We start from the raw sequence: 25,920 nt of genomic DNA, 5'->3' as shown, positions 1-25,920 counted from the left end.
TTGAACCACTCGGGATCGCGGTCCTTGGCCGGGGTGTCCTCGAACGTGTCCGGGACGGGCTCGTTGACGATCATGTGGTGGGTGACCCTCCGATCTGCGGTGAGGACGGTCGCAGGACGGTGAGAATGTGCGCGGGCCTGTGCCCTGGCTCAAGACGCACATAATTCGCCCTGCCCCAGTAGTAGGTCTCGCCGGTGAGCTCGTCGCGCACCGGCACGGACTCGTGCCAGTCCAGGCCGAGTTGTGGCATGTCCAACGAGACCGTCGCCTCCTGGGTGTGGTGGGGGTCGAGGTTGACCACAACCACAACCGTGTTCGAACCGCCTGTGCCCGTCGTGTCCCCGGGGTCCGCGATCGACTTCGAGTACGCGATCACCGACTCCTGGTCCGTGTGGTGGAAGTGGAGATTGCGCAACTGGCGAAGGGCCGGACTGTGGCGCCTGATCGCGTTCAGCCTGCCCAGCAGGGGCGCGATGCTGCGGCCCTCACGTTCCGCCGATTCCCAGTCCCGCGGCCGGAGTTGGTACTTCTCGGAGTTCAGATACTCCTCGCTTCCGTCGCGCAGCGGGGTGTTCTCGCAGAGTTCGAAGCCGCTGTACACGCCCCACGTCGGCGACAGGGTCGCGGCGAGTACGGCACGCAGCTCGAAGGCCGGGCGCCCCCCGTGCTGGAGGAACTCATGCAGGATGTCCGGGGTGTTGACGAAGAAGTTGGGCCGCATGTAGGCGGCCGCCTCGCCCGACAGCTCGGTCAGGTATTCGGTCAGCTCATCCTTGGTGTTGCGCCAGGTGAAATAGGTGTACGACTGCTGGAAACCGATCTTCGCCAGCGTGTGCATCATCGCGGGGCGGGTGAACGCCTCCGCCAGGAAGATCACGTCCGGGTCGGTGCGGTTGATGTCGGCGATGACCTGCTCCCAGAACACCACCGGTTTGGTGTGCGGGTTGTCGACGCGGAAGATCCGTACGCCATGGCTCATCCAGTACCGCAGCACCCGCAGCGTCTCCTGGACCAGTCCCGGCATGTCCTTGTCGAAGGCGATCGGGTAGATGTCCTGGTACTTCTTCGGCGGGTTCTCGGCGTAGGCGATCGTGCCGTCGGGGCGGTGGTGGAACCACTCCGGGTGCTTGTGCACCCACGGGTGGTCGGGGGAGCACTGGAGCGCGAAGTCCAGGGCGACCTCAAGGTGCAGGTCGGCTGCCCGGCGCACGAACGCGTCGAAGTCGTCGATGGTGCCGAGGTCGGGGTGGACGGCGTCGTGGCCGCCCTCCGGGGAGCCGATCGCCCAGGGCACCCCGACGTCCTCGGGGGTCGCCGACAGTGTGTTGTCGGGGCCCTTGCGGAACGTCGTGCCGATGGGGTGGATCGGCGGCAGGTAGAGGACGTCGAAGCCCATCTCCGCGATGGCGGGCAGGCGTTCGGCGGCGGTACGGAACGTGCCGTGCGGTCGCTCGGGCGTGCCCTCGGAGCGCGGGAAGAACTCGTACCAGGAGCCGTACAGGGCCCGTTCGCGCTCCACCTTCAGGGGCAGCGGCTCGGAGGACGTGACGAGTTCGCGCAGTGGATGGCGGGCGAGGATCCGGTCGACCTCGGGGGTCAGGGCGGCGGCGAGACGGGCCGAGGCGGGGCGTTCCACGTCGCGCAGCGCGGCGGCAGCCGTGCGGAGGGCGTCCCGGCGTCCCTTGCTCTTCGGCACCCCGGTGGCCGCCCGCTCGTAAAGGCGCGCGCCCTCCTCCAGGACCAGCTCGGTGTCGATGCCGGCCGGGATCTTGATCGCCGCGTGCCGGCGCCAGGTGGTGATGGGGTCGCCCCACGCCTCCACCGTGTACGTCCAGTGGCCCTCTTTCCCCGCGGACACCGTGGCGCCCCAGCGGTCGGTGCCGGGGGCCAGCTCGCGCATGGGCGTCCAGGGGCCTGTGCGGCCCTCCGGGTCACGCAGGACGACGTTCGCGGCGACCGCGTCATGCCCCTCGCGGAAGACCGTGGCCGAGACCTCGAAGGCCTCACCGGCCACCGCCTTGGCGGGCCAACGGCCGTGGTCGACGATCGGGCGGACGTCGAGGAGGGGGATGCGGCCGATGGCCGAGGCGGGCGTGGCGGGCGTGGTGGCCGCGCTGATTCCGGCCGGTGGTGCCACGGGCGTGGTGGCTGGGGCGGAGGCGACGGTCCCCGTGGTCTTTACCGGTGCCGCAGGTTCAACGGATGTCGTAGGCGCCGCGGCGGTCGCCGGTGCCGGCGCCCGTGCCGCGGCCGAGGGCGTCGCAGGATCCGTAGGTGCTGCCGACGTCGTAGCTGCCGTCGGTGTCGTGGCCTCCTCCGCCGCCGGAGTCCCGGAGGTCCCACTGCCCGAGCCGGTCCCGGTCTCGGCGGCGGTCCCGGTCCCGGTCTCAGCGCCGCTCCCGGCCCCGGTCTCGGCGGCGGGTTTCTCCGGCGTGCGGCGACCGGCGGCGGTCCTGCCTATCGGAGGTGTGTCGGAGGTGGTCGTCGGGGGTGGCGACGTGTGGTGCTTGGCGGGCATGACCGCTCCTGTCCGCGTCAACGTGGGTGGCGGATGAGGGTGTGGGGAGGTGAGGTCTGCGGGGTGTACCGGGGGGAGCCTTCCCACCCTATTCGGGTGGGCAACCGGCACATTGTTAACTACTCACGCGTATGTCTACACACAAGTCCGGCCCCGTCCGCGGAGGGCGAGGCCGATCCCTGTTCCCGCAGCGTGCTAGGGGGTACCGACCTGGAGCAACCTGTTCGGAGAACCGAGCCCCGCGCCCGAGATCTTCCCCGGAACCGCTTTTTTAACCAGGGCTTTGCCCACCTGGGCCGGGGTGGCCCTGACATGGTCGGCCAGATAGAGCGCGGCGGCGCCCGCGACGTGCGGGCTCGCCATCGACGTACCCGAGAAGGTCGCCTTCCCCGTGTCACTGGCGTACGACGCCGAGGTGATCGCCACGCCCGGTGCGAACAGGTCGAGCGAGGCGCCGGTGTTCGAGAAGCTCGCCCGCGCGTCCCTCCGGTCACTGGCGCCCACGGTGAGCGCCTGCCCGACCCGGGCGGGGGAGTAGAGACCGGCCGGCAGTCCGTCGTTGCCTGCGGCGACCGCGTACGTCACGCCGGAGGCGATGGAATTCCGTACGGCGGCATCGAGCTGCGGATTGGCGTATCCGCCGAGGCTGATGTTGGCGACCGCCGGTTTCCTCGCGTGCTTCGTCACCCAGTCGATGCCCGCGATGACCTGCGCGGTTGTGCCCGAGCCGTTGTTGTCCAGGACGCGGACGGCGACGACCTTGGTTTTCTTGGCGATGCCGTACTTGGTGCCCGCGATGGTGCCAGCGACATGCGTGCCGTGTCCGTTGCCGTCCTTGGCGGTCTTGTCGTTTCCGACGAAGTCCCAGCCGTAGCTCGCCCGGCCGCCGAAGTCCTTGTGCGTGATCCGGACACCGGTGTCGATCACGTACGCCGTCACGCCCTTGCCCGCCGATCCGGGCCAGGTGTAGCGGCTGTCGAGCGGCAGGCTCGGCTGGTCGACGCGGTCGAGGCCCCAGGAGAGCGGATTCGCCTGGCCCTCGGCCACCACCCTGGTGTCCTGCACGACCGAGGCCACGCGGGGGTCCGCGGCGAGCCTCCGGGCCTGCTTCTCGCCGGCCTCCACCGCGTAGCCGTTGAGGGCCGTGCCGTAGGTGTGGCTGATTCTCGCCCCGTATTTCGCGGCGATGCTCTTGTCCGCCTCGGACAGAGCGCCCGTTCCCCCGTCGAATCCGCCCCGGGGTCTTTCCTTGAGCGTCACTATGTAGCTTCCGCTGACGGAGCCGGGAGTACCGGCGCCGACTATCTGCCCCTCCGGGGCGGCGTGCGCGGGCAGGATGGTGGCCGAAAGCACCGCGGCCGTCGCGACCGCGGTGAGACCTCCCGCCCGGCGCAGACGCCCGTGTCCCGTCTGTGCCATGGCTCGAGTTCCCCTCCTTGACGGCGCACTCCGGCCGATACCGGTCCGCGGTGGACGGGGGTCGGCGGGCACGCCACTTGGCAGCCTGCCGTGCGGTGTGAAGCACCACAAGGGCGCCCAGGTGGGCGGAATCGGCCATACCGGCCATGGGGGACACGTGAAAGTTGCGGCGAATTTCCGCCGAAGTAACGGGGGGAGTGATCGCCGACGGTCCGGTTCTCGCGGACCTCGATGCGCCGTAGTTGCGGAGGCACTCTCGCCGCTACCGTCGTGGGTGACGAAGGGCGCACAAAGGCGTGCGTCCCCACACCGGGCACGTCCTGGCTTCCGTGCTCCTGCCGCTTCCGTCCTCCGTTACGTCCTTTGTGAAGTGAAGGTGGCATCAGTGAAGGCAATCCGTAGGTTCACCGTCCGCCCCGTACTCCCCGAAGCCCTTCACCCGCTCAGTGACCTGGCACGCAACCTGCGCTGGTCCTGGCATGCCGAGACCCGTGATCTCTTCCAGTCCGTCGACCCCGAGCGCTGGGCCGCCTCCGACGGCGACCCCGTACGCCTGCTCGGCAGTGTGCCGCCCGGGCGTCTCGCGGAGCTCACCGAGGACCGGCGTTTTCTGCGCCGGCTTGCCGCGGCCGCCGACGATCTGCGCGACTACGTGACCGGCGACCGCTGGTACCAGACCCAGACACAGACCCCGGACCTGCCCGCCGCCATCGCCTACTTCTCGCCCGAGTTCGGCATCACGGCCGCGCTGCCGCAGTATTCAGGGGGTCTCGGCATCCTCGCGGGTGATCACCTGAAGGCTGCCAGTGACCTGGGCGTTCCGCTGATCGGCGTGGGACTGCTGTACCGGCACGGCTACTTCCGGCAGTCTCTCTCCCGGGACGGCTGGCAGCAGGAGCACTATCCGGTCCTGGACCCGAACGAGCTGCCGGTGGTGCCGCTGCGCGAGGGCGACGGCTCACCGGCGCAGGTCTCGCTGGCCCTCCCCGGTGGGCGCGCGCTGCGGGCCAGGATCTGGCTGGCGCAGGTCGGCCGGGTGCCGCTGCTGCTGCTCGACTCCGACGTGGAGGAGAACGACCTCGGGGAACGCGGGGTGACCGATCGGCTGTACGGCGGCGGCAGCGAGCACCGGCTGCTGCAGGAGATGCTGCTCGGCATAGGAGGGGTGCGCGCGGTACGGACGTACTGCCGGCTGACGGGCCATGCGCGGCCCGAGGTGTTCCATACGAACGAGGGGCACGCCGGGTTCCTCGGTCTGGAGCGGATCGCCGAACTCGCCGACGAGGGGCTGGACTTCGAGGCCGCCCTGGAGGCGGTCAGGGCCGGCACGGTCTTCACGACCCACACCCCCGTGCCCGCCGGGATCGACCGCTTCGACCGGGAGCTGGTCGCCCGCCACTTCGGTGCGGACGCCGAACTCCCGCGCATCGACGTGGAACGCGTTCTGGGCCTGGGCATGGAGACCTATCCCGGAGGCGAGCCGAACCTCTTCAACATGGCGGTGATGGGGCTGCGCCTGGGCCAACGGGCCAACGGAGTCTCGCTGTTGCACGGTCAGGTCAGCCGGGAGATGTTCTCGGGCCTGTGGCCGGGCTTCGACCCGGACGAGGTGCCGATCACCTCGGTGACCAACGGCGTGCACGCGCCGACCTGGGTGGCGCCTGAGGTCTTCCGGCTCGGCGCCCGGCAGATCGGCGCCCAGCGCGCCGAGGACGCGATGACGGTCGGCGGCTCCGAACGTTGGGACGCCGTGGCCGACATCCCGGACCAGGACATCTTCGATCTGCGGCGCGTCCTGCGCGAGCAGCTGGTGGTGGAGGTACGGGAACGGCTGCACGCGTCCTGGCGGCAGCGCGGCGCCGGCGGTGCCGAACTGGCCTGGATCGACGGCGTGTTGGACCCTGACGTCCTGACCATCGGCTTCGCGCGGCGCGTCCCCTCGTACAAACGGCTGACCCTGATGCTGCGCGACCGCGACCGGCTGATGGATCTGCTCCTGCACCCCGAGCGGCCGATCCAGATCGTCATCGCGGGCAAGGCCCACCCCGCCGACGACGGCGGCAAACGCCTGATCCAGGAGCTCGTCCGGTTTGCGGACGACCCGCGGGTGCGCCACCGGATCGTGTTCCTGCCCGACTACGGCATGGCGATGGCGCAGAAGCTGTACCCGGGCTGCGACATCTGGCTCAACAATCCGCTGCGTCCGCTGGAGGCGTGCGGGACGAGCGGAATGAAGGCCGCGCTCAACGGCTGCCTCAACCTGTCCGTCCTGGACGGCTGGTGGGACGAGTGGTTCCGGCCCGACTTCGGCTGGGCGATCCCGACGGCGGACGGCACGGCGACGGACGACGACCGCCGTGACGACCTGGAGGCGGCGGCGCTCTACGACCTGCTGGAGCAGCGCGTCACCCCGCGCTTCTACGAGCGCGGCCAGGCCGGCCTGCCCGACCGCTGGATCGAGATGGTCCGCCAGACCCTGAGTCACCTCGGCCCGAAGGTCCTGGCGGGCCGGATGGTCCGCGAGTACGTGGAGCGCCTGTACGCCCCCGCCGCCCGCGCCCACCGCTCCCTCACCCCGGACACCGCCCGCGAACTGGCCGGCTGGAAGTCCCGCGTCCGCTCGGCCTGGCCGCAGGTCACCGTCGACCACGTGGAGGCCGCCTCCGCCACGACCACCGCCGAACTCGGCACCACCCTCGCCGTCCACGTCCGCGTCGCCCTCGGCGGCCTCGCCCCCGACGACGTCGAGGTCCAGGCCGTCGCCGGCCGCGTCGACGCCGACGACCGTATCGCCGACGCGGTGTGCGTACCGCTGAAACCGGTGGGCGGCCCGGACCCGGAGGGCCGCTGGACGTACGAGGGCCCGCTGTCCCTGGACCGGACGGGGCCGTTCGGCTACACGGTACGGATCCTGCCCACGCATCGACTGCTGGCGTCCAGTGCGGAGTTGGGGCTTGTGGCGGTTCCTTCGGAGGAACTGGTGGAGGCGGCGGGGGTGTTGATGAGGTGAGCGACTGATCCTCGGCCGGAGGCGCTCAGTGGGTGCGGGTCAGATCTGCTCGTACGGCGCGCACAGCCTTCGCAGCACCTTCCCGCACCGCTGTGCGTACGCGTGCTGCAGCCCACGCGTCGCCGGGCCGCCGGCGCGGGCGTACCACTTGGCGGCGCGGCTGAAGGCGGTGATGGTGAGCCAGACCGTGCCGTCGCCGGTGCGGGTGATCTCGAAGGCTTCCTCGCCGCACTCGGGGTGGCCGGCGAGGGTGCCGTACGCCCAGGCGGTGCGGCGGTACTCCTCGACCGTCCAGACGACGCGGCAGGGGGCCTTGATGGGGCCGAGGCCGACGAGCACATCGACGCCGGGGGCTGCCTTCGCGGCGTCGGAGGTGATGCTGACGCCGCTCAGCTCCCGGTGCATCTCCCAGGTCATGAGGGCCTCGGAGGCCCGGCGGAAGACCGCTTCGCCCTCGCCGATCCTGGTGCGGACGTGCAGTCGGTGGAAGCCCGGGGGGCAGCGGTCCTCGCGGGTCGCGCCCACGTCCTCGTACGTGTAGGGCATGGGGCACAGCGTAGGGCGGTACCCGGAGTTGCCTTCTCTCCGGGTACCGCCCGTCCGCTATGTCAGGCTACGTTGACCGCGCTCCACGCCGCTGCCACGGCTGCGTACTCCGTGCTCGTGGAGCCGTAGAGCGCCGACGCCGCACTCAGGGTCGCCGTGCGGGCGCCCGCGTACGTGGTCGTCGACGTCATGTACTGGGTCAGGGCCTTGTACCAGATCTGGTTGGCCTTGTCCCGGCCGATGCCGGTGACGGTGGAGCCGTTGTACGTCGGGGAGTTGTAGCTCACCCCGTTGATCGTCTTCGCGCCGCTGCCCTCGCTCAGCAGGTAGTAGAAGTGGTTCGCCGGACCGGACGAGTAGTGGACGTCCAGGTTCTTCAGCGTGGAGGACCAGTAGTTGGCCGACGCGCCGTCCTTGCTCGGCTGGTCCATGTAGCGCAGCGGGGTGCCGTTGCCCCTGATGTCGATCTTCTCGCCGATGAGGTAGTCACCGACGTCGGAGGAGTTGGCGGCGTAGAACTCGACCGCCGTGCCGAAGATGTCGGAGGTGGCCTCGTTCAGACCGCCCGACTCGCCGCTGTAGGTGAGGCCCGCGGTGTTGGCGGTGACGCCGTGGGTCATCTCGTGGCCCGCCACGTCCAGCGAGGTCAGCGGCTTGGTGTTGCCGGTACCGTCGCCGTACGTCATGCAGAAGCAGCTGTCGGACCAGAAGGCGTTGACGTAGGCGTTGCCGTAGTGGACGCGGGAGTACGCGGCCACGCCGTTGTTCTTGATGCCGTTGCGGCCGAAGGTGTTCTTGTAGAAGTCCCAGGTCGTCTGCGCGCCGTGCGCGGCGTCGACGGCCGCGGTCTGGTCGGTGCCCGAGCTGGAGGCCACGCCGGTGCCCCAGGTGTCGTCCGCGTCGGTGAACAGGGTGCCGGTGCCGGAGGTGGCGCGGTTCAGGCCGTACGTCTTGTGGCTGCCGCGCGAGGTGTCGGTCAGCTGGTAGGACGAGCCCGACAGCGTGGTGCCGAGGGTGACGGTGCCCGAGTACTGGCTCTTGCCGGTGCCGGTCTCGATGCCCTGGTACTCGTAGAGCTTCGCGCCGGTGGCCGCGTCGGTGATGACGTGCAGCTCGTTCGGGGTGCCGTCCTCCTGGAGACCGCCGACGACCGTCTCGTAGGCGAGGGTCGGCGTGCCGTTCGCCGCCCAGATCACCTTGCGGGGCGCGTTGTCGGCCTCGGTCTTATCCGAGCCGGCGGCCTTGGCGGCGGTCAGGGCCTGCTGCTCGGCCTTCGCGGTGGTGATGATCGGCTTGAGGGAGGCCACCTTGATGGTCGCCTTCGTCGCCTTGGTGACACCCTCGGTCTTGCCGGACGCGCTCTCGTGGACGACCAGGTCGCCGCCGAGGACCGGGAGTCCGTCGTACGTGCGCTCGTAGCGCGTGTGGAGCGTTCCGTCCGCGTCCTGGGTGACGTCTCTGACGACCAGCTTCTCCTTGGCGCCGAGGCCTATCTCGTCAGCGGTTTCGGGGGTCGCGGCCTGCGCCTCCTGGATGAGCGAGGTGCGTGCCGAGGCGGACAGCTGGATCTGGGCGCCGGGGAGGGCCGGCTTGGCCGTGGGGGCCGCCTGGGACTCCGCGGAAGCACCGGTGGTCATACCGGTGGCGAGCAGCGCTCCGGCCGCGACTGCGGTGGCGATGGCCAGAGTGGTGCGCTTGTGACGCGCGTAGAGGGGGGTCACGCGAACTCCTTTGTGGGGCGACCGGACGGCATGGGGTGTCCGAACGGAAGGTGAAGTTGCGGTGCGGGTGAGCCGTGCGGTGGAAGAGTGACATTCGGGGCGCGTACATGTCAGGAGGCCTAATGAATCTTGGCTGAAAAATGTTCTCTGGCCGAAGATCACTGTGTGCGATGTGGGCCCGGTCTCCGTAAAGGAGACGCCAAAGCAAACCCCGGACCAGGCAAAGAGGGCGCCGCCCCGGGGAGTTGAACCTCCGGGACGGCGCCCTGCCTGCGGTGACGTCTACGGGAACGTCAGTTTCCAGCTGTTGATGTAGCCGGTGTCTATCGCCGCGTTGTCCTGGACCCTCAACTGCCAGGTGCCGTTGGCGACTTCGGAGGACGCGTTCACCGTGTAGGTGGTGTTGAGATTGTCCGTGCTGCCGCCGGTGCTGTAGGCCTTCAGCGTGTACGCCGTGCCGTCGGGCGCGACCAACTGCACCTGAAGGTCACCGATGTAGGTGTGCACGATGTCCACGGCGACCGCGAGGTTCGTCGGCGCGTTGCCGGTACGCCCCGTGACGGAGATCGGCGAGGTGACGGCCGCTCCGTTGTCCGGAATCGATACGTCCGCCGTGTTCTCGAACGACGTACCGCCGCCACCGCCGCCACCACCGGAGCGCGCTCCGACGGCGACGCCCGCCCACGCGTCCTGCACCGCCGCGTACTCGACGCTCGTGGTGCCGTACAGCTCACCCGCCACCGCGAGGGTGCCGGTGCGCGCCGCCGCGTAGTTGGTGGTCGTCGTGAACTTCGTGGTGAGCGCCTTGAACCAGATCTGCTCCGCCTTGGCGCGGCCTATCCCGGTGACCGGGAGCCCGTCGGCGGTCGGCGAGTTGTAGGTGACCCCGTTGATCGTCTTGGAGCCGCTGCCCTCGCTCAGCAGGTAGAAGAAGTGGTTCGCCGGGCCCGAGGAGTAGTGGACGTCGATCGAACCGATCCCGGAGTACCAACTGTCCTTGGACGCGCCGTCCTTGCTCGGCTGGTCCATGTAACGCAGCGGTGTGCCGTCGCCGTTGATGTTGATCTCTTCGCCGATGAGGTAGTCACCGACGTCGGAGGAGTTGGCGGCGTAGAACTCGACCGTGGAGCCGAAGATGTCGGAGGTCGCCTCGTTGAGGCCGCCGGACTCGCCGCTGTAGACGAGCCCCGCGGTGGCGGAGGTGAGGCCGTGCGACATCTCGTGGGCGGCCACGTCGATCGACGTCAGCGGGTTGGCGTTGGCCGAACCGTCGCCGTACGTCATGCAGAAGCAGCTGTCCGACCAGAAGGCGTTGACGTAGTTGTTGCCGTAGTGGACCCGCGAGTACGCGCCCACGCCGTCGCCCTTGATGCCGGAGCGGCCATGCACGTTCTTGTAGTAGTCCCAGGTCAGCGCCGCGCCGTAGTGGGCGTCGGCGGCGGCCGACTCCAGGTTGGACGCGAGGCCGTTGCCCCACACGTCGTCGGCGCCGGAGAAGAGCGTGCCGGTGCCGGAGGTGGCGCGGTTCAGGTTGTACGTCTTGTGGCTGCCGCGCGCCCCGTCGGTGAGGTTGTACGTCGTGCCGGACTGTGTGGTGCCGAGGGTGACCGAGCCGGAGTACACCGTGTTGCCGGTGCCGGTCTCGATGGCCTCCCACTCGTACAGCTTCGCGCCGGTCGTGGCGTCCGTGACGACGTGCAGCTCCTGCGGGGTGCCGTCGTGCTGGAATCCGCCGACGACCGTCTCCCAGGCCACCGTGGGCGTGCCGCTCGCGGCCCAGATCACCTTGCGCGGCGCCTGGTTGACGTCGGGGCTCTTGGCCTCCTCCGCCTTGGCGGCCGTGAGCGCCTGTTTCTCCGCCTTGGCGGCGGGCAGCGCGGCGCTCGTCGTCACCGGCTCGATGGCGGACCGGGTGGCCTTGACGACGCCCTCGGTCGCACCTGACTTGGCGGTGTCGACCACCAAGTCGCCGCCGAGGACCGGGAGTCCGTCGTACGTGCGCTCGTAGCGGGTGTGGACCGTGCCGTCCGCGTCCTTGACGACGTCACGGACGACGAGCTTCTCCTTGGCGCCGAGGCCCAGGTCGTCGGCGGTCTCCGCCTTGACCGCCTCGGCGTCGCGGATCAGCGCGGCGCGCTGTGCGGGGGAGAGCTTCACGCTGAGGGCGCCCGGGTTGACCTTGCCCGCAGCCGACGGTGCCTTCTCCGGGGCGGCGGTGGCGGCGCCCGACTGGACAGCCGTGGCGATCAGGGCGGCGACGCCGGCGAGGGCGACGGCTGCGGCTCGGCGCCGCGTGGTGCGCGAGGTGGAGCTGAGAGAGGTGCGTCTGTGAGGGGAGCTGCTTCTCAACACTGACTCCTTCTGCGTGGCCGCGGGTCGCACGGCCAGGGGAGACCGGACGAAGGGTGCCCGTCCGGGCAGAACAGGGCGGTACGCGGAACCAGGTGCGGGTGCAGTGCGGGTGCAGGTGCGGAGGTGCTGCGGCACTGCACAGCGGTGTTGCCCGTGGTGCTGTGGGGTTGCTGTGCAGTGGCCGTGGGAAGAGTGGCAGGGGAATGCGCTGTCTGTCAGGACCGCGTCAAGGAATTGGCCGGAAATAGTTCGTTGTCCGGATGGTCATGTTCGGTAAACGGATCGTTGGCCCCGACCGGGGGGTGGCCGGGCGGTCGCCCGAAGGGTGGTCGTTCGTAAGCGGGTCGAGCGTTCAGAGGGTGATCTCGGGAATGGCTTGCAATGCCTGGCCCCACTCCGGGTACTTGGCGACCTTGGCGACCTTCGCGAGGTGCATCGCCGGCCGCGGAACAGCTCCTCGCGCTGCTCACCGGCCCCATGGAGGCCCGCACCCGGCTCGGTACCCGCAGAGCCTCCGCCGCCGAGACACGCGCGGTGGCACGGGCGGCGGTGGACACCTTCCTGCGGGCCTACGGGGTCAGGTAGGCGAGGGGCGCTCGCCGTGCCATGAGTGCCAGAGCGCCGCGTACGCGCCGTCGGCCGCCACGAGCTCGTCGTGCGTGCCGAGTTCGGTCAGCCGGCCGTCCTCCATGACGGCCACCCGGTCCGCGTCGTGCGCGGTGTGCAGCCGGTGCGCGATGGCGATGACCGTGCGCCCTTCGAGTACGGCGGCCAGCGCGCGCTCCGTGTGGCGGGCCGTCGCCGGGTCGAGGAGCGCCGTGGCCTCGTCGAGGATGAGGGTGTGCGGGTCCGCCAACACGACGCGGGCGAGGGCGAGTTGCTGGGCCCGTGCGCCGTCCGTGGGGTGTCCGCCGGCGCCCAGTTCGGTGTCCAGGCCGTCCGGCAGCTCCCCGGCCCAGTCGTCGGCGCCGACCGCCGCGAGGGCAGCCCACAACTGAGCGTCGGTGGCCGCCGGTTCGGCGATCAGCAGATTGTCGCGGACCGTGCCGAGGAACACGTGGTGCTCCTGGGTGACGAGGACGACCTGCCGCCGGAGCTGCTCGGGATCCAGGGCGACGATCGGCACCTGCCCCACCGTCACCGAGCCGGAGCGCGGCGCGTCGACCCCCGCGAGCAGCCTGCTCAGGGTCGTCTTGCCGGCGCCGGACGGCCCGACCACGGCCAGCCGCTCCCCGGGCCGCACGGTCAGGTTCACCCCGCGCAGCACCTCGCCCCCGCGGTCGTAGGAGTAGCGCACGTCCGTCACGTCGATCCGGTCGTCCACCGGCACCGGCGAACCCGCCGACGAAATGGCCCGCGGGGCCCGGGCGAGCCCCTCGACCCGGGCGAAGGAGGCACTGCTGCTCTGCAACTGCTCGATCCGGTTCAGGATCGTGTCCAGCGGGTCGACGAGCTGCATCAGATACAGCGCCGCCGAGACCACCGCACCCAGGCTCATCGTGCCCCGAGCGTGCAGCGCGCCGCCCACCAGCAGTACGCCGACCACGGGGACGATGTACGAGATCTCCACCAGCGGGAAGAACACGTTGCGCAGGAACAGGGTCCGCATCCGGGTGCGGCGCAGTGTCTCGATGGCGTCCCGGCTCGCGACGGTCCGACGCCGCTGCAGTCCGAAGGCCTCGACGGTGCGGGCACCCTCGGCGGTGGCCGCGAGAATCTCCGCGACCTCCGACGTGGCGGCGCCCTCGGCGAGATAGGCGGTACGCGCCCGGCGCAGATACCAGCGCGTGGCGAACCAGATACCGGTCAGGCCCAGCACCCCGCAGCAGCCGAGCAGCGGGTCCAGGAAGAAGACCGCGCCCAGGATGAACAGCGACTGGACCGAGCAGATGAGCAGCTCGGGCCCGGCATCGCGCAGGGTGGTGCCCACCATGGCGACGTCCGCGGTGCCGCGGGCCGTCAGGTCGCCCGTACCGGCTCGCTCCACCACCGAGGCAGGCAGCGCGAGTGCCCGCTCGACGAACTCCTCGCGCACCCGCGCCAGTGTCCGCTCCCCGAAACGGTGTCCCACATACCGGGCGGCCCGCGCCAGCAGCACCTGTGCCAGCGCGCACACCAGGATGACGAGCGCCAGCCGGTCCACGACGGCGACCCCGTCCCCGGCCCGCACGTCGTCGATGATCCGGCCGAGCAGCCAGGGCCCGATCAGACCGGCAGCCGCCGCCAGCGCGTTGAGGGCGAGTACGACGGCGAAGGCACGCCCGTCCGCCCTGACCAGCCGGACCGAGGCCCGGCGCACATCGGCCTGCTCGGCGACGGGCAACTGCGCACTCATCGCACGGCCTCCTCATTCTCTGCATTCTCCGCGTCGGCTCCGTGGGCCACGAGATCCTCTGCGAGATCGTCTACGTCGGCGTCGCGGGCCACGAGCGCGCGGTACCCCGGCTCCTCGTCGAGGAGTTCACGGTGGCTGCCCGTGGCCGCGACCTTGCCGTCCACCAGGTAGGACACCGTGTCCACCTGGTCGAGCAGGAGCGGGGAGGTGCTGGTCACCACCGTCGTACGGCCCTGCCGCGCAGCCCGCAGCCGGGCGGCGACGGTCGCCTCGCTGTGGGCGTCGAGAGCCGAGGTGGGTTCGACCGCGAGCAGCACCTCGGGATCGGCAAGGAGCGCACGCACGAGCCGTACCCGCTGCCGCTGGCCACCGGAGAGGCTGCGGCCCTGCGCGTCGACCGTCGAGTCGAGCCCGTCCGGCAGCCCGAAGACGATGTCGTCCGCGACGGCCGCGTGCACGGCCTCCGAGACGGCCCGCTCGTCGCGGTCGCGCCGGCCGGAGACCAACTCGCGCAGAGTGCCCGCGAACAGGTCGGCCTCGTTGTCCGCGACCAGGATCCGCGCCCGCACCTGCGACAGCGGGATCTCGTCGAGGCGTACGCCGCCCCAGGTCGCCGCCGATTCCGCGTAACGGCCGAGCCGGTCGACCGCGGCGGCCGAGTCCCCGGGGCGGGCGCCGACCAGCGCCGTCAGCCTCCCGGGCGCCACCTGGACGCCCGACTCCGGATCACGGAGCGTGGCCGGGTCCGCCGGAGCGTCCCGGATGCCGGCGTCGGTGGCCAGCGGCTCCAGCGCCAGGAACCGTACGACCCGCCGGGCGGCCACCAGCCCCCGGCTCAGCTGATAGCCGCACTCGATGAAGAACGCCACCGGCATCACGAGCACCGCGACATAGCCGTACACGGACACCAACTCGCCGATGGTGATGGACCCTTGAGCGGCCAGCCGGGCCGCGAGCCAGGTCACGACGGCGAGGAACACCGTCGGCAGCCCGAGCCCGAGCGACTGGATCCAGCTCGTCACCGCCCCGACCCGGTACCCCTGCGCCCGCAGCTCCTGCGAGTCGCGGCGGAAGGATTCGGCGAACAGCCCTTTGCCACCAAGGCCGTTGAGGACACGCAGGCCGCCCGCCAGGTCCCCGATCCGGGCGGTCAGCACACCCTGCCGCTCGCGGTACGCGGTCTCGGCGCCCTGCAGCCGGCCCATCATCGGTCCCAGGAGTACGGCGATCACCGGCACCCCGAGCAGGATCACCAGGGACAACTGGACGGAGACCGAAAGGAGCAGAGCGGCCACCACGCCGTAGGTGAGGACCGCGGCCACGCCGGGACCGACGGCGGTCAGCGACGTGGCGATCGTCTGGACGTCGCCGACCCCGATCGTGACGACCTCCCCCGCCCCCACCTGCCGCGACAGTGCGCCACCCAGCCGCGTCGCCTGCCCCACCACGACCTTGACCGTGCGGAAGTTGGCGTCCATCCGGAGCTTGGTCATCGTGCGGTGCCGCATAACGGCCAGAAGGGCGTTGAACACCCCCGCCCCCAGCAGTGCGGCGGTCCAGCCCAGCAGCGCCCCCCGGTCACCCGGCTCCAGACCGTCGTCGATCGCGCGCGACACCAGATACGGCGTCAGCGCGAGGAGCCCCATCCACACACTGGCCAGCAGTGCCCCCGCCACCGACCGGCCGGCCTGTCTGGTGCACAGCCACCACAGATACCGGCCGCCGCTACGACGGTCGGGCGTGCCGGGATCCTCATACGCGTCGATCATCCGCTCCCACTCTCCGGCCCAGGTCCTGTGACGCGCTGTACGAGGCTGTCCCGCCACGCCCGGTGCAGATCCGCGAACCTGCCGGTGCCGGCGACGAGCCGGTCCGGTGTGCCGTCCTCGACCACTCGCCCCTGCTCCATCACCAGCACCCGGTCGGCGATCGCCACCGTGGACAGCCGGTGCGCGATGACCACCGCGGTGCGGCCGCGCAGGACCGTCAACATGGCGCGCTGGACCGCACGTTCACCCGGCACGTCCAGCGAGCTGGTCGCCTCGTCGAGGATGAGGACCGCCGGGTCGGCGAGCAACGCCCGCGCGAAGGACCAGTTGGCGCTGACCCGCCGAGATACGGCCGCCCCGCTTGCGTACGTCCGTGTCGTAGCCGTCGGGCAGGGAGCTGATGAAGTCGTGGGCGCCGATCGCCTTCGCGGCGCGCTCGATGTCCGCACGGCTCGCGTCGGGGCGGCCGATGGCGATGTTCTCGGCGACCGTGCCGGAGAACAGGAACGCCTCCTGCGTCACCATCACCACCCCGCGCCGCAGTTCGGGCACGGACAGCTCGCGCAGATCGACCCCGTCGAGCAGGACCCGGCCGTCCGAAGGGTCGTAGAAGCGGGCCAGCAGCTTGGCGAGCGTCGACTTGCCCGCGCCCGTCGAGCCGACCACCGCAACCGTCTGACCGGCGGGGAGGGTGAGATCGAAGGTGGGGAGGATCTCCCCGCCGGTTCGGTACGCGAAGCGGACGCCGTCGAAGACGACCTCGCGGCCCGGGTGTTCGGACGCGAGGGCGGGAAGCTGCTTGGGCTCGGCCGGCTCCGGCACGGAGGGTACCTGGGCCAGCAGACCCGCGATCTTCTCCAGCGAGGCCGCCGCGGACTGGTAGGAGTTGAGGAACATGCCCAGGCGGTCGATCGGGTCGTACAGCCGGCGCAGATACAGCACCGACGCGGCCAGCACACCCAGCGCGAGCGAGCCCGAGGCCACTCGGTACGCGCCCCACAGCACCATCCCCGCGACCGCAGTGTTGGCGACCAGCCGGGAGCCGATCACGTAACGGGCCATCTCCAGAATGGCGTCGCCGTTCGTCCGCTCGTGGTGCCGGTTGAGCGTCCGGAACTCCGCGTCGTTGGTGGCCTCGCGGCGGAACGCGCGCACCGGGCGGATGCCGTTCATCGTCTCCGCGAACTTCACGATGACGGCGGCGATCGCGGTCGAACGGATCGCGAAGATGCGGCCCGCGCGGTGCTGGTAGAGACGGATGAGCAGATACAGCGGCACGAAGGAGGCCACCGCCGACGCGCCCAGACCCAGGTCGAGCCAGAGCAGCATCGCCGAGATGTAGACGAAGGACAGGATGACCGTGACGAGCTCCTGCAGGCCCTCGGTGAGCAGTTCGCGCAGCGACTCGACATCCGTCGTGGAACGGGAGATCAGCCGGCCCGAGGTGTAGCGCTCGTGGAAGTCGATGCTGAGCGCCTGGGCGTGCCGGAAGATGCGGCCGCGCAGGTCGAGCAGGACGTCCTGGTTGACGCGGGCGGACGCCAGGATGAAGGCGTACTGGAGCGCGCCGGAGGCCACCGAGCAGAGCAGGTAGGCGACGGCCACCGCGATCAGCGGGCCGTTGTCGTTGCTTCGAAACGCCGGTACGGCACGGTCGATGGCGTAGGCGACGAGCAGCGGGCCCGCCTGGACGGCGGCCTGCTGGAGCAGGAGCAGCACCGAGGTCAGGATCACGCGGGATCTGAGCGGAGCGAGCAGCGAGCGCAGGAGCGCGGCCGTCGCGCCCGGGGGTGTGGGGAGGGCGTCGCGGTCGAAGGGATCCGTGGACTGCTCCGGCGCTTCCACGGGCCTGCCCTTGTCCTTGCCCTTGCGCCGCCCGTCCTTGTCCGGCGCGGTCGTCGTCTGCGCCGTCATCGGTCGTCCTCCTCGGTGCCTGACATCAGGTGGGCGTACTCGGCGTTCGTGCGCAGCAGTTCGTGGTGGGTGCCGACCGCGGTGATACGGCCGCCGGAGAGCAGGGCGACCCGGTCCGCGAGCAGGACCGTGGACGGGCGATGGGCCACGATCAGCGCGGTCGTCTCCGCCAGTACGCGGCGCAGCGCAGCCTCGACCGCGGCCTCCGTGTGGACGTCCAGGGCCGACAGGGGGTCGTCGAGGACGAGGAAGCGGGGGTTGCCGACGACCGCTCTCGCCAGGGCGAGCCGCTGCCGCTGTCCGCCGGACAGGCTCAGGCCCTGCTCGCCGACCTGGGTGTCCGTGCCCTGTGGCAGCGCGCGCGTGAAGTCCGCCTGTGCGACGGCGAGCGCCCGGTCCAGCTCCGCCGCGCCCGCCGTGTCCTTCGCCCCCATGAGCACGTTCTCCCCGACGCTCGCCGAGAAGAGCGTGGGTTCCTCGAAGGCGACGGCGACGAGTTCGCGCAGCGTTTTCCTGGGCATCTGGGCGATGTCCTCGCCGTCCAGCGTGATCCTGCCCGAAGTCACCTCGTGGAGGCGGGGGATGAGGGCGGTCAGGGTCGTCTTGCCGGTTCCCGTCGCACCGACCAGGGCCATGCTCTCGCCCGGGCGGATGTGGAGGTCGATGCGGTCGAGGACGGGCGGAGTGTCGGTCGGGGCGTCGGGGTAGCGGAATTGGACGTGGTGGAACTGGAGGCCGCCGGAGCAGGTACCGGCGGCCGGCGCGGGAGTCGGCGCGGGGGTCGAGTTCTGGGCGGGTGCGCTTGCCTGCGCCGGCAGGGCGCCGCTGCCTGCGGCACGCCTGTCCACAGCGAGGGTGGCGGTGGCTTGCTCGGTGTCCGTGACGGCTGGCGTCTGTTCATGAACCGTGAGGGTCTCGGTAGCGAGGTCGGCGGTGGCTTGCTCGGTGTCCGTGACGGCTGGCGTCCGTCCACGGACCGCGACGGTCTCCGTCTCCGTCTCCGTCTCCGTCTCTGCCTCCTCGTCCTCGTCCATCACCTCGAAGTACCGCTCCGTGGCCGTCGCCGCCTCCTGGCTCATGGCGAGGAGGAAGCCGATCGAGTCGACGGGCCAGCGCAGCGCGAGGGCGGTGGACAGGAAGGCCACCAGCGTGCCCGCGGAGAGGTGACCGTCGGCGACCTGGACGGTGCCCAGCACGAGGGCGGCGCCGATGGCGAGCTCGGGGAGGGTGACGATGACGGCCCAGATGGAGGCGAGGAGACGGGCCTTGGCGAGTTCCGTGCCGCGCAGGGTGCGGGACAGCTCGCGGAAGGCGCGGGCCTGACTGCGATGGCGCCCGAAGCCCTTGATGATGCGGATACCGAGGACGCTCTCCTCGACGACCGTCGTCAGGTCACCGACCTGGTCCTGCGACCGCCGGGCGATCTCCGAATACCGCCGCTCGAAGAGCCAGCAGACGATGATCACGGGGACGGCGGGCGCGAGCAGCACCAGTCCGAGCGTCCACTCCTGGGCCAGCATGATGGCCACGCCGGCGAGGATCGTCACGGAGTTGACCAGCAGGAAGGTCAACGGGAAGGCCAGGAAGAGGCGCAGCAGCATCAGATCCGTGGTGCCCCGGGACAGCAGCTGACCGGAGGCCCAGCGGTCGTGGAACGCGACCGGCAACCGCTGCAGATGCCGGTACAGATCCGCCCGCATCGCCGCCTCGACCCCCGCCAGCGGCCGCGCCACCAGCCACCGCCGCAGACCGAACAGCCCGGCCTCGGCGATTCCGAGCAGCAGCAGATACAGCGCGCCGAGCCAGACACCCCGCGTGTCGTGGCCGGCCACGGGACCGTCCACCATCCACTTCATGACGAGCGGGAACACGAGCCCCGTGAGGGACGCGAGGACCGCGACGAACGCAGCGGTGAACAGCCTCGCCCGCACCGGCCGTACATACGGCCACAGACGCAGCAGGCTGCGAACGGTCGAACGGTCGGCGTGATCGGCACGGTCGTGTGGCTTGGCACGGTCCTCGGTCCCGGCCCGGTCCTTGGTCGCTGCATCTGTTGTGGACATCATGGCGAGCCTACGGTTCGGCACTGACAGAGCCCACCGAGTTTTGGCCGTACCGGGATCGGTCGCCGGTCTTTCGACCTGCGCTGTTCGAGGGGTCGTAGGGCGCCGTCAACCGATCGGTTGACGCCTCTTCGAGCGCCTTGGTCGATACCCGGGGCGCCCGCTCACCGGAACCCTGGTGCCATGACCGTCATCGAAGTCACCGACCTGCGGAAGTCCTACGGCGGCCGGCCCGTGGTCGACGGGATCTCCTTCGCCGTCGAGGAGGGCGAGATCTTCGGGATCCTCGGCCCGAACGGCGCGGGCAAGACCACCACCGTCGAGTGCGTCGAGGGTCTGCGCGTCCCCGACACCGGCCGTGTCCGTGTCACCGGACTCGACCCCGTCACCGAGCACGAGGCCACCCGCCGTGTCCTCGGCGCCCAACTCCAGCAGAGCGAGCTCCAGGACAAGCTCACCGTCCGCGAGGCGCTGGAGCTGTACGCCGCCTTCTACCCCCAACCGCAGGACTGGCGGCCCCTCGCCGAACGCCTCGGCCTGACACCCAAGTTGACCACCCGGTTCGGCAAGCTCTCCGGCGGCCAGAAGCAGCGGCTGTTCATCGCGCTCGCGCTGATCGGCAACCCTCGGATCGTCGTCCTGGACGAGCTGACCACGGGCCTCGACCCGCGCGCCCGCCGGGACACCTGGGAGCTCATCGAGGACATCCGCGCGAACGGCGTCACCGTCCTGCTGGTCACGCACTTCATGGAGGAGGCGCAACGCCTCTGCGACCGGATCGCCGTGATCGACAAGGGGAGGGTGGCCGCCCTGGACACTCCGGCCGGCCTGATCCGGCGCTCGGCGGGTGCCACCGTCATCAGCTTCACGCCGTCCCGGCCGCTGGACGACGGTGACCTGAACGCGCTGGCCGCCCTCGCATCGGTCGAGCACAAGGACGGACGTATCACGCTCTCCGGCACCGACGAGACCGTCAACGCCGTCATCACCCTCCTCGCCCGGCACCACATCACGGCCCACCAACTCCGCGTCACCGATGCCACGCTGGACGACGCGTTCCTCGACCTCACCAAGGACTCCGCGAAGGACGCAACGCAGGATTCCAAGAAGGAGGCAGCGGCATGAGCACCCCAGTCGTCAACACGCCCGTCGTGAACCCCGCCGTGCTGAAGGCCGAGATCCGCCTCCTGGGGCGCGAACCGGGCAGCCTCTTCTGGATCCTGCTGTTCCCCGTCCTCCTGCTGGTGATTCTCGGCTCCATCCCGGCGTTCCGAGACCCCGACCCCGCCCTCGACGGTCTGCGAGTGATCGACGCCTACGTTCCGGTGACCGTGCTGCTCGGCCTGATCGTCAGCGGCCTGCAGGCGATGCCGCAGACCCTCACCGGCTATCGCGAGCGGGGCGTCCTGCGCCGGATGTCCACCACACCGGTCCGGCCCTCCGCCCTGCTCTCCGCACAGATGCTCGTGTACGGCGGTGCGGCCCTGGCGTCGGCGCTGCTCGCCCTCGCGATCGGCCGGCTCACGTTCGACGTCACGCTGCCCCGGCAGCCCTTCGGATACGCCCTGGCCCTGGTCCTGGCCATCCTGGCGTCGCTCGCGCTGGGCGCGGTGATCTGCGCCCTGTCCCGGACCACGAAGATCGCGGGCGCGATCGGATCGGCCGTGTTCTTCCCCGCGATGTTCTGCTCGGGTGTGTGGCTGCCGGTGCAGGCCATGCCGGACACGCTGGCCAAGGCCGTCGGCTACACGCCGTTCGGCGCCGCGGCACAGGCCCTCAACGAGGCGGCGGCGGGGGACTGGCCCGGGTGGGCGCATCTGGGCGTGCTCGCCGTCTGGACGGTCCTGCTGACGGCCGCGGCGTCCCGCTGGTTCCGTTGGGAGTAGGAGGGGGAGCAGGCGCGAAAGTAGGAGAGGGGCCGGCCGTGCAGACTGGGGCCATGGCGGTGGCGGGCACACAGATCGAGCGCCGGTGGGATCAGTTCCATACCTGGGGCCCGTACGGGCTGCTCGGCTTCTCCACCCTCCTCTCGGCCGTCGCCACCGACCTGATGGCGAGCCCCGCCGAGTGGTACGCGGCGGGGGCGCTGGTCGCGCTGGCGATCCTGCTCCAGCTGTGGTGGGGACGGGCCCGCCGCCGGACCGCCCGCAGCATCACCGGCCGTCGGCTCCCCTCCCGCGCCGGGACCGTGTACTACGTGTTGCGCTGGGCGATCGCCTTCGCGCTGACCTGGGTCAATCCGTTCTTCGCCTTCTACGCCGTCACCGGCTACTTCGACTCCGACGAGCTGATCAGCGGAAGGCGCCGGCAGCGCTTCGGCCTGTTCGTCACCACCGTCATCGTGGCCGGCTCGCAGGTGGGTGGGATGCCGCTGCGCAGCCCCCAGCAGTGGGCGGTGTTCGCCGGGCTCCTCGTCGCGAACAACGCGCTGCTCATGGTGATCGCCCATCTCACCGACCAGGAAGAGGAGCGTTCCCGTGCCCGGGCCGCCACCATCGTCGAACTCGAACGCACCAACGCCGCCCTGCAGCAGGCCCTCGACGAGAACGCCGCGCTGCATGCCCAACTCCTCATCCAGGCAAGGGAGGCGGGAGTCGCCGACGAACGCCGACGGCTTGCAGCGGAGATCCACGACACCATCGCGCAGGGCCTGACCGGCATCATCGCCCAACTCCAGGTCGTCGCGAACGCCCCCGCCCTGGACATCGCCCGCATCCACCTCGACCGCGCCGCCGACCTGGCCCGCCACAGCCTCGGCGAGGCCCGCCGCTCCGTACAGAACCTGGCCCCGGTGGCGCTGGAGAACGACGGACTGCCCGAAGCCCTCAAGAACACGGTCGCCGAATGGGGCGAACGCACCGGCGTACGCGCCGAGTTCACCGTCGCCGGGCCGACCGAGCAGCTCCACGACGAGGTCTCGGCGACCCTCCTGCGCATCGCCCAGGAAGCCCTGTCCAACACCGCCCGGCACGCCCGCGCCACCCGGGCCGGCGTCACCCTGACCTTCCTGGGCGACGAGGTCATCCTCGACATCCGCGACGACGGGCGCGGCTTCGACCCCCTCGCCGTCCGGGAGCGCACCGGAACCGGCGGCTTCGGCCTCGACGGCATGCGCGCCCGCGCCGAACGCATCGCGGGCAACCTCACCGTGGAGTCGGAGCCGGGCCAGGGCACCGCGCTGTCGGCTCGCGTACCGTTGGTCCGCCATGACCCATGACGCACCGACCCATGACGCACCCAGCCATGACGCACCGATCTCCCTGCTGATCGTCGACGACCACCCCGTCGTACGGGACGGCCTGCGCGGCATGTTCGAGTCGGCGCCCGGGTTCACCGTGCTCGGCGAGGCTGCCAACGGAGTCGAGGCACTCGAACTGGCCGCCTCCCTGGACCCCGACGTGATCCTGATGGACCTGCGCATGCCCGGCGTCGGCGGTGTCGAGGCGATCGCCCGGCTCACCCGCGCCGGCGCCCGTGCCAAGGTCCTCGTGCTGACCACGTACGACTCCGACTCCGACACCATCCCGGCGATCGAGGCGGGCGCGACGGGCTACCTGCTGAAGGACGCCCCGCGCGACGAACTCTTCACCGCCGTCCGCGCGGCGGCACAGGGCCGCACCGTCCTCTCCCCGGCCGTGGCCTCCCGCCTGGTCTCCGCGGTCCGCGCTCCCAGGACACCCGGCAACGAGCCGCTCTCCGGGCGCGAACGCGAAGTGCTGGCCCTGGTCGCCAAGGGCACCTCCAACCGGGAGATCGCCCGTGTCCTGTTCATCAGCGAGGCCACGGTGAAGACCCATCTCACCCACCTGTACGCCAAGCTCGGCGTCAAGGACCGGGCGGCGGCGGTGGCGGTGGCGTACGACCGGCGGATCCTCGGCTAGCGCGATCCGCCCGGCCACCGGGACCAGAGACGGGGCCGGTCACCGCACCACCCGCAGCAGCAACACGGCCCGAGCCGGCACCGTGACCGCCGCCCCCGCCCGATGGACCACCCCGGGAGCCTCCGCCTGCGACTCCCGCGAGGTGTCCACCACCACCTCGTACCGCGAGGCCCAGGGCGGCCCGGGGAGTACGAAGCTCACCGGCCGGTCCCCGGCGTGCAGGACGGCGAGGAAGCTGTCGTCCAGGACGGGCATCCCGCGCTCGTCCCGCCCGGGAATGTCCCGCCCGGACAGGTACATCCCCAGCGTCGCGGCGGGCGCGTACCAGTCCCGTTCCGTCATCTCGGTGCCCCGCGCGGTGAACCACGCCAGGTCCCGCAGGCCGTCCACGGAATGCGCCCGCCCGGAGAAGAACGCCCGGCGCCGCAGCACGGGATGCTCGTGCCGCAGGGCGATCAGCCGTGACGTCAGCTCGAACAGCGCCCGCCAATGCGGATCGTCGAGGTTCGACCAGTCGACCCAACTGACCTCGTTGTCCTGGCAGTAGGCGTTGTTGCTGCCCCGCTGGGTCCGCCCGAACTCGTCGCCGGCGACCAGCATCGGGACCCCGGTCGACAGCAGCAGACTCGTCAGCAGGTTCCGCAACTGGCGGCGCCGCAGGGCCCGTACGCGCTCGTCGTCCGTTTCTCCCTCGACCCCGCAGTTCCAGGCGCGGTTGTCGTCCGTACCGTCCCGGTTCCCCTCGCCGTTCGCCTCGTTGTGCTTGCGCTCGTAGGAGACGAGGTCCCGCAGAGTGAAACCGTCGTGCGCGGTCACGAAGTTCACCGAGGCGTACGGACGCCGCCCGCCCCAGGCGTAGAGATCGCTCGACCCCGAGAGCCGGTACCCCAGATCCCGTACGTCGGGCAGCGCCCCGCGCCAGAAATCCCGTACGGCGTTGCGATAGCGGTCGTTCCACTCCGTCCACAGGGGTGGGAAGGCGCCCACCTGATATCCGCCGGAACCCACATCCCAGGGCTCCGCGATCAGTTTCACCCGGCGCAGCACCGGATCCTGCGCGATGACCGCCAGGAACGGCGACAGCATGTCGACGTCGTGCATGGACCGCGCGAGAGCCGCGGCGAGGTCGAACCGGAAGCCGTCGACCCCCATCTCGGTCACCCAGTACCGCAGCGAGTCCGTGATCAGCCTCAGCACATGCGGCTGCACCACATGGAGGGTGTTGCCGCAGCCCGTGTAGTCGGTGTAGCGCCGTGCATCGGACTGCAGCCGGTAGTACCCGCGGTTGTCGATACCGCGCAGCGACAGCATGGGCCCCAACTCGCCCGCTTCCGCCGTGTGGTTGTAGACGACGTCGAGGATCACCTCGATACCGGCGGTGTGCAGCGCCCGAACCATCCGTTTGAACTCGCCGACCTGCTGACCGGTGGTGCCGGAAGCGGCGTAACCGGCGTGCGGCGCGAAATAGCCGATCGAGTTGTAGCCCCAGTAGTTCTTCAGACCCTTCCGCAGCAGATGGTCCTCGTGTGCGAACTGGTGCACCGGAAGCAGTTCCACGGCCGTCACCCCCAGCCGCACCAGGTGGTCGATGGCTGCGGGGTGCGCCAGTCCGGCGTACGTGCCCCGGAGTTCTTCCGGAATCCCGGGGTGCATCCGGGTGAACCCGCGCACATGCAGCTCGTAGATCACCGAGTCCGCCCACGGGGTCTTCGGGCGGCGGTCGTCCGACCAGTCCTCGTCGTCATGGACGACGACGCCCTTGGGGACGTACGGGGCGGAGTCCCGGTCGTCGCGCACGGTGTCCGCGACCTGCTGCTGGGGCCAGTCGCGGACGTGCCCGTACACCTCGGGCGGCAGACTGAAGTCACCGTCCACGGCGCGGGCGTAGGGGTCCAGGAGCAGCTTCGCCGGGTTCCAGCGGGCGCCGGTCCAGGGGTCCCAGCGGCCGTGCACACGGAAGCCGTAGCGGCGGCCGGGAAGTACTCCGGGCACGAAGCCGTGCCAGATCTCGTGGGTGAGCTCGGTCAGCCGGACCCGGATCTCGGCGCCCTCCTCGTCGAAGAGGCACAGCTCGACGGCCTCCGCACCGCCCGCCCACAGCGCGAAGTTGGTGCCCGTGACGCCGTCCGGGCCGACGCGGAAGCGCGCGCCCAGCGGGGTCGGGGCGCCGGGCCACACGGAGACGGTGGGCGCCGCGCGCGCAGCGCCGTTCACCACAGGGGCGGGCTGCGCGGGCACTACGACGCCCGTGGCATGCCCTTCCTGTACTGCCTCCTGCTCGGGTGCGCTCGACACCGGTCAGCCTCCCGCGGCTCGATGGAACGCAGCGAAAAAGGGTCGTGTGGCGTCCCGGCCACCATCCCCCGTCGCGTCGTCCTCCCCACTGTTCTGC

The 25,920-nt window shown here is 70.7% G+C and carries 15 protein-coding genes and 2 pseudogenes; 7 read left to right on the top strand and 10 right to left on the bottom strand.

Translation table 11 applies throughout. From position 1 onward, the window contains the following. Nucleotides 1-70: 70 nt before the first annotated feature. Nucleotides 71-2,137, bottom strand: a complete 2,067-nt coding sequence (locus ACFYPC_RS32575; protein ID WP_391890075.1) for an alpha-1,4-glucan--maltose-1-phosphate maltosyltransferase — start codon at nucleotides 2,135-2,137, stop codon at nucleotides 71-73. Between ACFYPC_RS32575 and ACFYPC_RS32570 the strand changes: the two genes are divergently transcribed. Further along, complete coding sequence (locus ACFYPC_RS32570) at nucleotides 2,079-2,555, top strand: hypothetical protein (protein ID WP_391890073.1); 477 nt, start codon at nucleotides 2,079-2,081, stop codon at nucleotides 2,553-2,555. The genes ACFYPC_RS32575 and ACFYPC_RS32570 overlap by 59 nt on opposite strands. Nucleotides 2,556-2,713: 158 nt before the next feature. Here the strand turns inward: ACFYPC_RS32570 and ACFYPC_RS32565 are convergent, their stop codons facing one another. Continuing rightward, nucleotides 2,714-3,937: a S8 family peptidase gene (locus tag ACFYPC_RS32565; protein ID WP_391890070.1), complete on the bottom strand. Its 1,224-nt coding sequence runs from the start codon at nucleotides 3,935-3,937 to the stop codon at nucleotides 2,714-2,716. Nucleotides 3,938-4,322: 385 nt separating this feature from the next. Here ACFYPC_RS32565 and glgP point away from each other — a divergent pair, with 385 nt between their 5' ends. Then, on the top strand, nucleotides 4,323-6,947 hold the full coding sequence (gene glgP / locus ACFYPC_RS32560; protein ID WP_391890068.1) for an alpha-glucan family phosphorylase: 2,625 nt from the start codon (nucleotides 4,323-4,325) through the stop codon (nucleotides 6,945-6,947). 39 nt (nucleotides 6,948-6,986) lie between these two features. Here glgP and ACFYPC_RS32555 read toward each other — a convergent pair whose 3' ends face one another. The 3 genes from ACFYPC_RS32555 to ACFYPC_RS32545 form a co-directional block, all read right to left on the bottom strand. Continuing rightward, a complete protein-coding gene (locus ACFYPC_RS32555; protein ID WP_391890065.1) occupies nucleotides 6,987-7,493 on the bottom strand; it encodes a DUF1990 family protein in 507 nt (168 codons plus the stop codon). A 62-nt stretch (nucleotides 7,494-7,555) separates the two neighbouring features. Further along, nucleotides 7,556-9,214, bottom strand: coding sequence for a M4 family metallopeptidase (locus ACFYPC_RS32550; protein ID WP_391890062.1), 1,659 nt, complete (start codon nucleotides 9,212-9,214; stop codon nucleotides 7,556-7,558). A gap of 282 nt (nucleotides 9,215-9,496) precedes the next feature. Continuing rightward, the gene (locus ACFYPC_RS32545; protein ID WP_391890059.1) at nucleotides 9,497-11,563 is read right to left on the bottom strand and encodes a M4 family metallopeptidase; all 2,067 of its coding nucleotides are present in this window, start codon (nucleotides 11,561-11,563) and stop codon (nucleotides 9,497-9,499) included. A gap of 444 nt (nucleotides 11,564-12,007) precedes the next feature. On the opposite strand from ACFYPC_RS32545, the pseudogene ACFYPC_RS32540 reads away from it, so the two are divergent. Beyond that, nucleotides 12,008-12,151 (top strand): annotated as a pseudogene (locus ACFYPC_RS32540) (TetR/AcrR family transcriptional regulator C-terminal domain-containing protein); the annotation flags it as partial. Here ACFYPC_RS32540 and ACFYPC_RS32535 read toward each other — a convergent pair. The 4 genes and pseudogenes from ACFYPC_RS32535 to ACFYPC_RS32520 form a co-directional block, all read right to left on the bottom strand. Continuing rightward, entirely contained in the window at nucleotides 12,144-13,901 is a 1,758-nt protein-coding gene (locus ACFYPC_RS32535; protein WP_391890056.1) for an ABC transporter ATP-binding protein, read from the bottom strand. The pseudogene ACFYPC_RS32540 and the gene ACFYPC_RS32535 sit on opposite strands and share 8 nt — an antisense overlap. Continuing rightward, nucleotides 13,898-15,670: an ABC transporter ATP-binding protein gene (locus tag ACFYPC_RS32530; RefSeq protein WP_391890053.1), complete on the bottom strand. Its 1,773-nt coding sequence runs from the start codon at nucleotides 15,668-15,670 to the stop codon at nucleotides 13,898-13,900. The genes ACFYPC_RS32535 and ACFYPC_RS32530 overlap by 4 nt, the downstream gene beginning before the upstream one ends. Then, nucleotides 15,667-17,584, bottom strand: a pseudogene (locus ACFYPC_RS32525) (ABC transporter ATP-binding protein). The gene ACFYPC_RS32530 and the pseudogene ACFYPC_RS32525 overlap by 4 nt, the downstream one beginning before the upstream one ends. Then, nucleotides 17,581-19,647, bottom strand: a complete 2,067-nt coding sequence (locus tag ACFYPC_RS32520; RefSeq protein WP_391890050.1) for an ABC transporter ATP-binding protein — start codon at nucleotides 19,645-19,647, stop codon at nucleotides 17,581-17,583. The pseudogene ACFYPC_RS32525 and the gene ACFYPC_RS32520 overlap by 4 nt, the downstream one beginning before the upstream one ends. A 183-nt stretch (nucleotides 19,648-19,830) precedes the next feature. Here ACFYPC_RS32520 and ACFYPC_RS32515 point away from each other — a divergent pair, with 183 nt between their 5' ends. From ACFYPC_RS32515 to ACFYPC_RS32500, 4 genes are read left to right on the top strand one after another with little or no spacing between them, the layout of a single operon-like run. After that, nucleotides 19,831-20,772 (top strand): ABC transporter ATP-binding protein, encoded by a 942-nt coding sequence (locus tag ACFYPC_RS32515; protein ID WP_391890048.1) that lies wholly within the window; start codon nucleotides 19,831-19,833, stop codon nucleotides 20,770-20,772. After that, nucleotides 20,769-21,533, top strand: a complete 765-nt coding sequence (locus ACFYPC_RS32510; protein WP_391890045.1) for an ABC transporter permease — start codon at nucleotides 20,769-20,771, stop codon at nucleotides 21,531-21,533. Before ACFYPC_RS32515 ends, ACFYPC_RS32510 begins: the two co-directional genes overlap by 4 nt. A gap of 53 nt (nucleotides 21,534-21,586) precedes the next feature. Beyond that, a complete protein-coding gene (locus ACFYPC_RS32505; protein ID WP_391890101.1) occupies nucleotides 21,587-22,864 on the top strand; it encodes a sensor histidine kinase in 1,278 nt (425 codons plus the stop codon). Beyond that, nucleotides 22,854-23,528: a response regulator gene (locus ACFYPC_RS32500; protein ID WP_391890041.1), complete on the top strand. Its 675-nt coding sequence runs from the start codon at nucleotides 22,854-22,856 to the stop codon at nucleotides 23,526-23,528. Before ACFYPC_RS32505 ends, ACFYPC_RS32500 begins: the two co-directional genes overlap by 11 nt. Nucleotides 23,529-23,567: 39 nt before the next feature. Here the strand turns inward: ACFYPC_RS32500 and glgX are convergent, their stop codons facing one another. After that, nucleotides 23,568-25,823: a glycogen debranching protein GlgX gene (glgX, locus tag ACFYPC_RS32495; protein WP_391890038.1), complete on the bottom strand. Its 2,256-nt coding sequence runs from the start codon at nucleotides 25,821-25,823 to the stop codon at nucleotides 23,568-23,570. Nucleotides 25,824-25,920: the final 97 nt, after the last annotated feature.

Source organism: Streptomyces sp. NPDC005808 (assembly GCF_042871385.1).
Lineage (GTDB): Bacteria > Actinomycetota > Actinomycetes > Streptomycetales > Streptomycetaceae > Streptomyces.
This window is presented reverse-complemented; position numbering and strand designations above follow the sequence as displayed.